9 protein-coding genes and 1 pseudogene are annotated in these 11,955 nt (G+C 71.4%); all 10 read right to left on the bottom strand.

The features are described 5' to 3' along the window. Positions 1-107 precede the first annotated feature (107 nt). Positions 108-1,262: an acyl-CoA dehydrogenase family protein gene (locus WJ438_RS37480; RefSeq protein WP_406729123.1), complete on the bottom strand. Its 1,155-nt coding sequence runs from the start codon at positions 1,260-1,262 to the stop codon at positions 108-110. A gap of 37 nt (positions 1,263-1,299) precedes the next feature. After that, the gene (locus tag WJ438_RS37475; RefSeq protein ID WP_406729122.1) at positions 1,300-2,403 is read right to left on the bottom strand and encodes a CaiB/BaiF CoA transferase family protein; all 1,104 of its coding nucleotides are present in this window, start codon (positions 2,401-2,403) and stop codon (positions 1,300-1,302) included. A 71-nt stretch (positions 2,404-2,474) separates the two neighbouring features. Then, positions 2,475-3,528 (bottom strand): annotated as a pseudogene (locus WJ438_RS37470) (LLM class F420-dependent oxidoreductase). Positions 3,529-3,648: 120 nt separating this feature from the next. Further along, positions 3,649-4,410 (bottom strand): 3-hydroxyacyl-CoA dehydrogenase, encoded by a 762-nt coding sequence (locus tag WJ438_RS37465; protein ID WP_406729121.1) that lies wholly within the window; start codon positions 4,408-4,410, stop codon positions 3,649-3,651. Positions 4,411-4,455: 45 nt separating this feature from the next. Further along, positions 4,456-5,649, bottom strand: a complete 1,194-nt coding sequence (locus WJ438_RS37460; protein ID WP_406729120.1) for a thiolase family protein — start codon at positions 5,647-5,649, stop codon at positions 4,456-4,458. Positions 5,650-5,746: 97 nt separating this feature from the next. Continuing rightward, on the bottom strand, positions 5,747-6,550 hold the full coding sequence (locus WJ438_RS37455) for a crotonase/enoyl-CoA hydratase family protein (protein ID WP_406729119.1): 804 nt from the start codon (positions 6,548-6,550) through the stop codon (positions 5,747-5,749). A 72-nt stretch (positions 6,551-6,622) separates the two neighbouring features. Beyond that, complete coding sequence (locus WJ438_RS37450; RefSeq protein ID WP_406729118.1) at positions 6,623-8,077, bottom strand: aldehyde dehydrogenase; 1,455 nt, start codon at positions 8,075-8,077, stop codon at positions 6,623-6,625. A 262-nt stretch (positions 8,078-8,339) separates the two neighbouring features. Beyond that, a complete protein-coding gene (locus tag WJ438_RS37445; protein ID WP_406729117.1) occupies positions 8,340-9,077 on the bottom strand; it encodes an LLM class F420-dependent oxidoreductase in 738 nt (245 codons plus the stop codon). 402 nt (positions 9,078-9,479) lie between these two features. Beyond that, complete coding sequence (locus WJ438_RS37440; RefSeq protein WP_406729116.1) at positions 9,480-10,634, bottom strand: acyl-CoA dehydrogenase family protein; 1,155 nt, start codon at positions 10,632-10,634, stop codon at positions 9,480-9,482. 190 nt (positions 10,635-10,824) lie between these two features. Beyond that, complete coding sequence (locus tag WJ438_RS37435) at positions 10,825-11,781, bottom strand: PDR/VanB family oxidoreductase (RefSeq protein ID WP_406729115.1); 957 nt, start codon at positions 11,779-11,781, stop codon at positions 10,825-10,827. Between the last annotated feature and the right edge of the window lie 174 nt (positions 11,782-11,955).

Below are 11,955 nucleotides of genomic sequence, written 5' to 3'. Positions count from 1 at the left end.
ACGCCGCAGGCCCGTGCCGCCGTTGCTCCGCTTCGCCGCAGACGCGCGGCGCCCGCGCCGCCGCCGGGTGGGGCGGTGACGCGGGCGCGGGCCGGGGTGCGGGCGGATCACTTCCGGCCGATGATGTCCCGTCCGATGATCTGCTTCATGATCTCGTTGGTGCCCCCGAAGATCTTCTGGATTCTGGAGTCCTGGAAGGCGCGGGCCACGGGGTATTCCAGCATGTAGCCGTATCCGCCGTGCAGCTGCAGGCATCGGTCGACGACCCGGTTCTGGACCTCGGTGGCCCACCACTTGGCCTTGGCGGCGTCGACCACGGTGAGGTCGTTCTCGCCGTGGGCCAGGACCGCCCTGTCGACGAAGGCGCGCGTGACGTCGAGTTCGGTGCTCAGTTCGGCCAGCTCGAACCGGGTGTTCTGGAAGTCGGCGATGGGCTGACCGAAGGCGACGCGCTGCTGGGTGTAGGTGATGGTGTCGGCCAGCACCGCGTCGGCGAGCGCGATGGCGTGCGCGGCGATAGACAGGCGCTCCAGCGGCAGGTGGGAGACCAGTTGCCCGAACCCGCCCCCGACGGTGCCCAGGACGTGGGTGTCCGGAACGAACACGTCGTCGAAGAACAGTTCCGCGGTGTCCTGGGCGTGCAGGCCGACCTTGGCCAGCTTGCGGCCGCGGGTGAATCCCGTCATCCCCCGCTCGACCACCAGCAGGCTGAACCCCTGCGAGCCGCCGTCGGGGTCGGTGCGCACCACGACGATCACCAGGTCCGACTGGATGCCGTTGGTGATGAAGGTCTTGCTGCCGTTGATCCGCCAGCCGCCGTCGACCCTGGTGCCGGAGGTCTTGATGCCCCGCAGGTCGCTGCCGGTTCCCGGCTCGGTCATCGCGATGGCCCCGATCAGCTCGCCGGCCGCCATTCCCGGGAGCCAGCGCTGCTTCTGCTCCTCGGTGCCGAGGGAGGTGATGTAGGGGATGGCGATGTCGTCCTGCAGGGAGAAGCCGGACGCCAGGGAGGAGGCGAAGACCTTGGCCAGTTCCTCCTGCACGATGTTGCGGTAGCGGTAGTCGCTCAGTGCGGCTCCGCCGTGTTCCGTGGGTGCGGCCAGGCCGAGGATGCCCTGCTTGCCCGCGGCGAGCCAGACGTCCCGGTCGATGAGCCGTTGCTCCTCCCACCGGTCGAGGTGGGGGGTGACCTCCCGTCTGACGAATTCCGCGACGACCTCGCGGAACTCCTCGTGGTCGGCGGTGTACAGGCCTCGTTTCATCGTGGCTCCTTGGGGCGTGGCGCTCCCGCGTCCGGCGTCATGCGGTGATGCCCCAGTCGTGCAGCACGGCGTCGGTGTCGGTGCCGGGGGCGGGCGGGGCGGTGGGTGTGTCGGGGGTGGTGCGGGAGAAGCGGGGCGCGGGGGCGGCCTGGGGGGCGCCGTCGAGAGTGGTGAGGGTGTTACGGGCGGCCAGGTGGGGGTGTTCGGTGGCTTCGGCGAAGGTGAGGACGGGGGTGACGCAGGCGTCGGTGTGGGTGAACACCTCGATCCACTCGTCGCGGGTGCGGGTGGCGAAGGCCCGGGTGAACGCGGCACGCAGGGCGGGCCAGCCGGCCGGGTCGTTCTGGGGCGGCAGGTGGTCGGGGTCCAGGCCGAGGCCGTCCAGGAGCTGGGCGTAGAACTGCGGTTCCAGGGCGCCGATGGCGACGTACGCGCCGTCGGCGCAGGCGTAGGTGTCGTAGAACGGGGCGCCGGTGTCCAGCAGGTTGGTGGCGGGCCGGTCGTTCCAGACTCCGGCGGCCCGGAAGGCCCAGATCATCTGTGCGAGCGAGGCGGTGCCGTCGACGATGGCGGCGTCGACGACCTGGCCGGCTCCGGAGCGTTCCCGTTCGAAGAGGGCGGCGAGGATGCCCATGACCAGGTAGAGGGAGCCGCCGCCGAAGTCGCCGACGAGGTTGAGGGGGGCGGTGGGGCGGGCGCCGGTGGTGCCGATGGCGTGCAGGACGCCGGTGAGGGAGAGGTAGTTGATGTCGTGTCCGGCGCGGTCGGCCAGGGGGCCGTCCTGGCCCCAGCCGGTCATCCGGGCGTAGACCAGGCGGGGGTTGCGGGCGAGGCAGGTGTCCGGGCCGATACCGAGGCGTTCGGTCACGCCGGGTCGGAAGCCCTCGATCAGCACATCGGCCCGCTCGACCAGCCGCAGCGCGGTGTCCCGTCCGGCCGGGTCCTTGAGGTCGGCCGCCACCGAGCGACGGCCGCGCAGCAGCCAGTCCGGTCGGCCCTCGGGCACGGTCCGGATGCCGCCGGAGGGCCGTTCGATGCGTACGACGTCGGCGCCGAGGTCGGCCAGCAGCATGGCCGCGTGCGGTCCGGGGCCGATACCGGCCAGTTCCACCACCCGCAGGCCTGCCAGCGGTCCGGGCATCGTGTCCTCCTTGTGCTCCGCGCGGTGTGCGGGTCGGGCGTCTGGGCTGCGGGGGTCAGAGGGTCGGGTAGTCAGCCGGCGGCGAGTGCGGCGACCTGTTCGACGAGCCGGACGCGTCCGGGGCGGTCGGCGGCGTTTGGGCCCACCGGCTGCAGGGACAGGGTGGTGACGCCGGCCTCGGCGTAGGCGGTGAGGCGCTCGCCGATCTCGTCGGCGGTACCCACCAGACACAGGGCGCGTACCAGTTCCTCGGGGAGGGCGGCGGCGGCTTCGTCCTTGCGTCCGGCCAGATAGAGGTCCTGGGTGCGTTCGGCTTCCTCCGGGTAGCCGTAGCGGTGGGCGAGGTCGTTGTAGAAGTTCTTGCCGCGGGCCCCCATGCCGCCGATGTAGAGGGCGAGTTGGGCGCGGACGGCGCGCAGCGCCTCCTCGGTGTCGTCGCCGATCGCGGTGGGGACTCCGATGCTGATCTCCAGTTCGCCCAGTTCCGGTGCTCGTTTGGCACGGCCCTCCGCGAGGGCGGGGCCGAAGACCTCGGCCGCCTTGCCGGGGTGGAAGAAGATCGGCTCCCACGCCTCGGCGATCTCCGCGGCCAGTGCCACGTTCTTGGGGCCGATGGCCGCGAGCATCACCGGAATCCGGTCGCGGACGGGGTGGTTGATGAGCTTGAGGGATTTGCCGAGTCCGGTGCCCTGCTCGGCCGGCAGGGGGATGCGGTAGTGCCAGGCCCTCGTGGGTGACGGCCTCGCGTCTCCAGACCTTGCGGCAGATCTCGACGAGTTCCCGGGTCCGGCCCAGCGGCGCGTGGTACGGCAGGCCGTGGAAGCCCTCGATGACCTGGGGGCCGGAGGCGCCCAGCCCGAGGGTGAAGCGGCCGCCGGAGACGTAGTCGAGTCCCGCGGCGGTCATGGCCATCAGGGTGGGGGTGCGGGAGTAGATCGGCAGGATGCCGGAGGCGATCTGGAGCCGGTCGGTCTTGGCGGCGATGTAGCCGAGCTGGCTGACCGCGTCGAAACTGTAGGCCTCCGCGACGAAGACGATGTCGAGTCCCGCGCGTTCCAGGTCGCGCAACTCCTCGACGGCTTCGACGAAACCGCCGCTGTAGTCCAGTTGTATCCCGATACGCATGGCAGTAGTCCCTTCCGTGGGGAGCCGGGTGGGTGCACCCGGCGGTGCCGGGCGGGGGGACGAGGTCCACGTGTCCGCGCCTCGCGGGGCGCGGACACGTGGACCAGGGGTGGGGGCGTGTCAGCGCGGGCCCATCCGGATCGCGCCGTCCAGGCGGATGGTCTCCCCATTGAGCATCGGGTTCTCCACGATGTGCGCGGTGAGCGCCGCGTACTCGGCGGGGTCACCCAGCCGGGAGGGGTGCGGGATCTGCGCGCCGAGGGAGGCCTTCGCCTCGTCGGTGAGCCCGGACAGGATGGGCGTCTCGAACAGACCGGGGGCGATGGTGACCACGCGGATTTTCAGGGAGGCGAGGTCACGGGCGACGGGCAGGGTCAGTCCGACCACGCCGCCCTTGGAGGCGGAGTAGGCGGCCTGGCCGATCTGGCCGTCGAAGGCGGCCACGGAAGCGGTGTTGACGATGACTCCGCGTTCCCCGTCGATCTCCTCCGCCCGGCTGATGCGTTCCGCGGCCAGCCGGATGACGTTGAAGGTGCCGACGAGGTTGACCTGGAGGACCTTGGTGAAGTCTGCCAGGGGGAAGGGGCCCTGCTTGCCGACGGTCCTGATGGCGTTGCCGATGCCCGCGCAGTTCACCGCCACCCGCAGGGTGCCCAGTTCCCGGGCGGCGTCCAGGGCGGCGGTGATGTCCTGCTCGCTGGTGACGTCGGCGGGTGCGAAGACGACTCCGTCACCGAGTTCCTCGGTGACGGCCTTGCCGGGCGAGGAGGGCAGGTCGGCGATGACGACCCGTGCTCCGGAGGCGGCCAGCTTCCTGACGGTGGCCAGGCCCAGGCCCGAGGCGCCGCCGGTGACCAGGGCGACGCTGCCGGTGATATCCACGGCATTTCCCTTCTTCGAACGAGGTGTGGTGGGGGTGGGGTGGAGTCAGAGGCGTTCGATGACGGTGGCGTTGGCCATGCCGCCGCCCTCGCACATGGTCTGCAGGCCGTAACGGCCGCCGGTGGCCTCGAGGTGGTTGAGCAGGGTGGCCAGCAGACGAGTGCCGGACCCACCGAGCGGATGGCCCAGGGCGATGGCACCGCCGCGCGGGTTGAGCCGCTCGGGGTCGGCGCCCAGTTCCCGCTGCCAGACCAGGGGGACGGGCGCGAACGCCTCGTTGACCTCGTAGGCGTCGATGTCGCCGATCGCCAGGCCGGCGCGGGCGAGGACCTTCTCGGTGGCGGGGATGACTCCGGTCAGCATGAGCAGCGGGTCCGAGCCGGTCACCGCGAACGAGTGGAAGCGGGCCCGGGGACGCAGGCCCAGGGCGGCGGCCTTCTCCGCGCTCATGATCAGAGCGGCGGAGGCGCCGTCGGTCAGGGGTGAGGAGTTGCCCGGGGTGATGGACCAGTCGATCTCCGGGAACCGTTCGCCCATGGCCTCGTTGCGGAACGACGGCTTGAGCGCGCTCAGGCCGTCGGCGGTGGTCGCGGCCCGGACGGTCTCGTCGGTGGTGAGCGTGCGCTCGGTGCCGTCGGGGCCGGGGACGGTGATCGGCAGGATCTCGTTGTCGAAGGCGCCGGAGGCCGCCGCGGCGGCCGCGCGGGCGTGCGAGCGGGCGGAGAACTCGTCGAGGGTGTTCCGGTCCAGCTTCCAGCGGGCGGCGATGAGTTCGGCGGAGATGCCCTGGTTGACCAGGCCGTCGGGGTAGCGGGCGGCCACGGCGGGCCCGGCGGGGTCCTCGCCCTGCGAGCTGCTGAACATCGGTACCCGGCTCATCGACTCCACGCCGCAGGCGATCACGACGTCGTAGGCGCCGGCGATCACACCCTGGGCGGCGAAGTGCGCGGCCTGCTGGCTCGAACCGCACTGCCGGTCGATGGTGGTGCCGGGCACGGATTCGGGCAGGCCCGCGCCCAGCACCGCGTTGCGGGCGATGTTCATCGTCTGCTGGCCGGACTGGGAGACGCATCCGGCGATGACGTCGTCGATCAGGGCGGGGTCGAGGTCGTTGCGCTTCACCAGGGCGCGCAGTACCCGGGAGAGGAGGTCTGCCGGGTGCACCCCGGACAGCTGCCCGCCGGGCTTGCCCTTCCCCGAGGGGGTGCGGATCACATCCACGATTACCGCTTCGGTCATGGGTCTTCCTTTTCGTGAGGAACGTGCGGGCGGTGGTGGGGTCGGCGGGCGTCCGGGGTGTCGCTCCACGGGCGCCGCACCGGGGTCCGGCCGGGTGTCAGCGGCCGGTCCAGCGGGGGGTGCGCTTCTCGGCGAAGGCGCGCGGGCCTTCCTTGGCGTCCTCGCTGGCCATCAGGGCGGCCATTTCCTTGTGGTTGAGCGTCCACAGCTGCGGGTCCAGGTCCGAGCCGTAGGCGTAGCTGTCCCGCATCAGCCGCTTGCTGCTCTGGACGGACAGGGGCGCGTTGGCGGCGATGGACTCGGCCAGTTCCAGCGCGCTCGCCAGGACCTGCTCGCCCGGTACGACCCGGTTCACCAGGCCCCAGCCGTGGGCGGTCTGCGCGCTCATCGGTTCGCCGGTGAAGAGGAGTTCGGCCGCGACCTTGGACGGGATCTGCCGGGGCATGCGGAACACTCCGCCCGCGGCCGCCATCAGGCCGCGCTTGACCTCGGGCAGGCCCAGTCGGGCTTCCTCGGCGGCGACCACCAGGTCGCAGGCGAGGACGATCTCGGTGCCGCCGCCCAGCGCAAACCCGTTGACCGCGGCGATCAGCGGCTTGTCGATCGGGTGCTGCACCAGACCGGCGAAGCCCCATTCCTCGTGCCCCTCGGCCGTCACCGGGCGTCCGGCGGCCAGTTCCTTCAGGTCGGCGCCCGCACAGAACGCCCGACCCGCGCCGGTGATCACACCGACCCGCAGATCGGGGTCGGCGGCGATCTCCTCCAGTGCCGCGCCGACGGCGGCCGAGAGGGCGGAGTTCACCGCGTTCATGGCCTGCGGACGGTTCAGGGTGATGACTCCCACGTGTCCGCGCCGTTCCAGCGTCGCGGCCTCGCCGGCCGTCTCCTTCGAGGTGGTCATTGCTGTCCTGTCTCCTGTGGTGTACCGGTTGGGGCCGGTGCGGCGGCTGCCGGTCCGGCCCACTCGCTCGTGTCAGCTCGCCGCTTCCTGCGCCGGCCGGTAGACCGACTTCAGGCAGTGGTAGGGGTCGAGGCCCTCCGGCCCCATCTCACGGCCCAACCCGCTGGCCTTCACTCCGCCGAAGGGTGCCTGGAGGTCGACGCCGTACTGGTTGATGCCGACCGTGCCGGACCGGATCCGGGCGGCGAGGTCCATGCCCCTTGCCATGTCGGCGGTCCAGACCGTGCCGGCGAGGCCGTACTCGGAGTCGTTGGCGAGGGCGACCGCCTCGTCCTCGTCCTCGTAGGGGATCACGCACAGCACCGGGCCGAAGATCTCCTCGCGGGCGATCCGCCAGTTGTTGCTCACGTCGGCGAAGACGGTCGGCCGCACGAACCAGCCGTCCGTCAGGCCGTCGACCGGCGCGGTGCCGCCGGTGGTCAGGCGGGCTCCTTCCCGCACGCCGAGGTCGATGTAGGCGTGGACGCGTTCGCGCTGGGCGGCGCTGACGAGCGGGCCGATCTGCGTCGCCCTGTCCAGCGGGTCACCGATGCGCAGGCCGCGGACGGTGTCGGTGACCGCGTCGACCACCTCGTCGTAGCGAGAGGCTGGGGCCAGGATCCGGGTGCTGGCGTGGCAGGTCTGGCCGTTGTTGGTCAGGCTCACGTCCAGGAGCGCCCCGGTGAACTCGGCGAGGTCGGCGTCCTCGGCGATGATCGCGGCGGATTTCCCGCCCAGTTCCAGGGTGACCGGCCGCAGCAGGCGTCCGCACTGCTCCCCGATGGCGCGGCCCGCTGCCGTGGAGCCGGTGAAGGCGATCTTGGCGACTCCCGGGTGGGAGACCAGGTGCTCCCCCGCCTCGCGGCCGCCCGGCAGGACGCTGAGCACGCCCCGGGGCAGTCCAGCCTCCTGCGCGGCGTCGGCGAAGAAGAAGGCGTCCAGGGCGGTCTCCGGCGCCGGTTTGAGGACGACCGTGCAGCCTGCGGCCAGGGCCGGCCCGATCTTCATCGCGGCCAGGGACTGCGGGTAGTTCCACGGGGTGATCGCGCCGACGACGCCCACCGGTTCGCGGCGTACGACGGTCTCGCCGATCAGGCTCGGCCGTACGTCCGTCGCGGGCAGTTCCCGCAGCAGCCGGGCGTAGTAGGAGACGATCATCGAGGCGCTGAACCCGTTGACGGGGATGGAGAGCGAGAGGGGCATCCCGTTCTCCCGGCTGACCAGGGGGGCGATGTCGCGTCCGCGGGCCTTCAGCGCCGCCGCGAACCGGTCCAGTAGGTCTGCCCGTTCGCCGGCCTGCATGGTCCCCCATGGCCCGGTGAGCGCGTATTCGGCTGCGGTCACCGCCGCGTCGACGTCCGCGGCCGACGCCATCGCGGTCCGGCCCAGGACCTTTCCGGTGGCGGCCTCGACGACCTCGGCCCGGCCGCCGTCGGCCGGCGCGGACCACTTCCCGCCGATGAACAGTTCCCATCGGTCCAGTTCCATGGAGCTCCCTCGTTTCTTCCGCCTCGTTCGATCGACCGTTTCGCCGGGACGTACCGGGCTCCCTGCCGGACAGGGATGACGGGTTCCAAAAGCGCGTGGCGGCGCAGGTGATGGCAGGCTCACGAGGACGGCGGCGGTGCGCGGCGGCGTGAGGGGAACCTGCCACCAATAAACTAATGGCTATAGATAAGCATATGGGTGTTCGGGACCGGTGAGCCAGCCCCCGGGGAGGTTTCTCTCCCCGTGCGCCGGCCCGGCCGTCTCACCCCGTGGGGGCCAGCCCGCGCACCAGCGGTACCGGATCGCCTTCGGCGCCCACCATGTGGATCACGGGGGTGGTGACCCCGTTGTCGACGTAGTGCTGGATTCGCTCACGGCAGTGCGCGGCCGGGCCGTGCAGCACCAGCTGGTCGACCACCGCGTCGGGGATGGCCCGGAGTGCCGCCGCGCGGTCGCCGTCGCTCCACGCCTTCCACATCGGCCCCAGGTCGTCCCCGCGGCCCAGCCACTCGTGGAAGGCCCGGTAGACGGGGACGTTGAGGTAGGCGGCGATCATCCGCCGGCCCAGGGCGCGGGCGGTATCGGGGTCCGCTCCGGGCATCACGAAGATCCGCGCGACGATCTCCTTGTCCGGGTCCCGTTCACGGACGTAGGGGGCCACGGTGCACACGTCCTGCGCCGACAGCCAGTTGACGACGGCGCCGTCCCCCTCCCGGCCGGCGAGTCGCAGCATGCCGGGGCGCAGGGCCGCGACCAGCACGGGGGGTGGCTCCTCAGGGACGAGCTGCGCGGTGAACCCGCGCACCGTGAAGGTGTCGTAGGTCTCCGTCACCTTCTCCCCGCGCAGCGCCGAGCGCAGGAACCGCACGGTGTCCCGCACCCGTTTGTACGGTTCCTCGAAGGGGATGTCGTTCCAGCGTTCGACGATGACGTCGGAGGAGGTGCCGATGCCCAGGGCGAACCGGCCCGGGGCCGCCGCGGCCAGGGTGGCGGCGCTCACGGCCAGGGTCGGCCGGCCCACGGGTGAACACCGGCACGATCGCGGTTCCCAGCCGCAGCGCGGGCGCCCACGCACTGGCCAGTGCCAGCGGGGTGAAGGCGTCGGTCTCGTTGGCCTCGGCCGACCAGACGTCCGTGTAGCCCATGTCCGGCAGGGAGGCGACCAGCTCCCGATGGTCGGGGAGCGACAGTCCCGCCACGGGGAGGGTGATGCCCCAACGCTTCGTCATATCAGCTCCATGATGTGTCGACCGCCCGTCCGACTGCTCGGCGTCGCCTCGTGTCCCGCGTGATCGGTGTGGTCCGTGATCCGCGTGTCCGGGGAGGGGTGTGGTCCGGGGCCGTCGTGCGGGCGGCGGCCGCAGGGGGGGCCGGGCCCGGCCCTCCTGCGGCCCCGTGGCCGTCAGGGGGTGCGTACCAGGTCGCGGCTGATGATTTCCTTCATGATCTCGTTCGTGCCGCCGTAGATGCGCTGGATGCGCGCGTCCATGAACGCCTGGGCGATCGGGTACTCCTTCATGTAGCCGTATCCGCCGTGCAGTTGGACTCCGGCGTCGATGATCTTCCACTGCATGTCGGTGGCCCACCACTTGGCTTTCGCCGCGTCCACCGCGGTCAGCGTTCCGGCGTTGATGGCCCTGACGCAGCGGTCGATGTAGGCGCGGGTCACCTCGATGCGGGTACGCAGTTCCGCCAGGGTGAACCCGACGCTCTGGAACTCCGCGACCGACTTGCCGAAGGCCTGCCGCTCGCGGACGTAGTCGAGCGTCCAGCGGAACGCCGCCTCCGCCGAGCTCTGTGCCGCCACCGCGATCGCCAGCCGCTCCCGCGGCAGGTTCTGCATGAGCGAGGGCAGGCCGCTGCCCAGGGGGCCGAGGAGGTTGCCGGCGGGGACGCGGGCGTCCTCGAAGAACAGCTCCGCGGTGTCCTGCGCCTGCAGGCCGACCTTGTCCAGCTTGCGTCCGCGGGTGAAGCCGGGGGTGTCGCGTTCCACCACGAAGAGGCTGTACCCCTTGCTGCCGGCGTCCGGGTCGGTCCGCGCGACCAGCACGACGAGGTCCGCCAGGATGCCGTTGGTGATGAAGGTCTTCGAGCCGTTCAGCACCCAGTGGTCGCCGTCCCGGACGGCGGTGGTGGTGATCCCCCGCAGGTCGCTCCCGGCGGCGGGCTCGCTCATCGCGATCGCACCGACGGTCTCGCCGGTGGCGAAGCCGGGCAGCCACCGCTCCTGCTGCTCCTCGGTCGCCAGGTTCAGCAGGTAGCCGAGCACGATGTCGTCGTTCGTGCTGAACGAGGACTGCAGCGAGGAGGCGCCGACGCGGGCGATCTCCTCGCACAGGACGACGCGGTAGCGGAAGTCCGGCTCGCCCACGCCCCCGAAGCGCTCCGGCACGGGGAGCCCCACCAGGCCGGCGCGGCCGGCCTTCTTCCACGTCTCCCTGTCGACGCAGCGCTCCTCGTCCCAGCGCGCCATGTTCGGCACGACCTCCCGCTGGACGAAGGAACGCGCGGTCTCGCGGTAGGCCTCGTGGTCGGGCTCGAAAAGGTCACTGTCCATCAGGTCTCCTTTTTCAGGGCGGAATTGACGCGCCCATGGGTCAGCCGGACGGCCGGGCGCCGCCGGGGCGCGAAAGGGGCGGGCCCCGGGGCACGCCGCCGGGCCGCCCTCGCGGCCGGGCGGCGCGCCCCAGCGCACACGGCCCGCCCCGTCCGGTCCTTGCGCAGGTGTGTGCCGGTGGCCCGGTTCGTCACAGATCCAGAACCAGGGTCGGTGACAGGCACCGGGACACGCAGGGCATCATCGTCTTGCCCTGCCGGCGCTCCTCCTCGGAGAGCAGGGAGTCCCGGTGATCGGGCCTGCCCTCGAGCACGGCCGTCTCACAGGTGCCGCATGTGCCCTCGAGGCACGAGGTCGGCAGGTCGACGCCGGCCTCGCCGAGCACGTCGACGATGGAGCGGTCTGCGGGCACGGTGGCCTCGGTGCCCGTGCGGGCGAGTTTCACGACGAACGCTCCGGGCTCGGGGACGTCGTGGAGTGTCTTGGGGGAGAACCGCTCGAGGTGCAGGCTCCCCTGCGGCCAGGGCGCGGTGAGTTTCTCCACCGCTTCCAGCAGTGGTTCCGGCCCGCAGCAGTACACGGCGACTCCGTCCCGGGGTTCACCCAGGACCGACTCCAGGTCCAGCAGCCCGAACTCGTCCTGGGGCTGGATGCGGACCCGGTCGGCGCGCTCACCGGCGAGTTCGTCGAGGAACGCCATGGAGGAGCGGGTCCGGCCTCCGTAGAGGAGTGTCCATTCCGCCCCCGCCGCCTCTGCCCGGCGGATCATAGGCATGAGCGGCGTGATACCGATACCGCCTGCGATGAACAGGTACTCAGGGCTGTCGACGAGAGCGAAGTTGTTGCGGGGGCCGCGGACCTGGATACGGTCCCCTTCCGCCAACCTGTCGTGGACGTGGACGGAGCCCCCGCGGCCGACCTGCTCGCGCAGCACCGCCACCTGCAATCCGGCACGGTCACCGACGTCACCGCACAGCGAGTACTGGCGTACCAGGCCGCCGCCGAGGACCAGGTCGATGTGCGCGCCCGGCTCCCAGAAGGGGACTTCGCCGCCATCGGGGCACGCCAGCGTCAGGCGCACCACGTCCTGGGCCAACTGATCACGCCGTCGGACGACCAGATCGTGAACACCCTCGTTCGCCGGCACCGCTCTCACCTCTCAAGCAATTGCGGATCGACCGCTCGCCGCAACCAGATAACCTTATGGCTGTAGATTAACTGCATCTACTGCGTGCCGCCACCCCCATCGGCGAAGAAGACGGCTTCCCCCTGTCCGGGCGTCCCCCGGGGCCGGGACGCACCGGTCCGGGACGGGGAGGCT

The organism is Streptomyces sp. GD-15H (genome assembly GCF_045291515.1).
Lineage (GTDB): Bacteria > Actinomycetota > Actinomycetes > Streptomycetales > Streptomycetaceae > Streptomyces.
The sequence above is the reverse complement of the archived record's forward strand: the minus strand, read 5'-3'. Positions and strand labels throughout refer to the sequence as shown.

What these genes read in the sequence shown, in the direction of transcription:
- WJ438_RS37480 (WP_406729123.1), bottom strand. Translation starts at nt 1,262, where the DNA reads ATGAAACGAGGCCTGTACACCGCCGACCACGAGGAGTTCCGCGAGGTC.
- WJ438_RS37475 (WP_406729122.1), bottom strand. Translation starts at nt 2,403, where the DNA reads ATGCCCGGACCGCTGGCAGGCCTGCGGGTGGTGGAACTGGCCGGTATC.
- WJ438_RS37460 (WP_406729120.1), bottom strand. Translation starts at nt 5,649, where the DNA reads ATGACCGAAGCGGTAATCGTGGATGTGATCCGCACCCCCTCGGGGAAG.
- WJ438_RS37455 (WP_406729119.1), bottom strand. Translation starts at nt 6,550, where the DNA reads ATGACCACCTCGAAGGAGACGGCCGGCGAGGCCGCGACGCTGGAACGG.
- WJ438_RS37450 (WP_406729118.1), bottom strand. Translation starts at nt 8,077, where the DNA reads ATGGAACTGGACCGATGGGAACTGTTCATCGGCGGGAAGTGGTCCGCG.
- WJ438_RS37440 (WP_406729116.1), bottom strand. Translation starts at nt 10,634, where the DNA reads ATGGACAGTGACCTTTTCGAGCCCGACCACGAGGCCTACCGCGAGACC.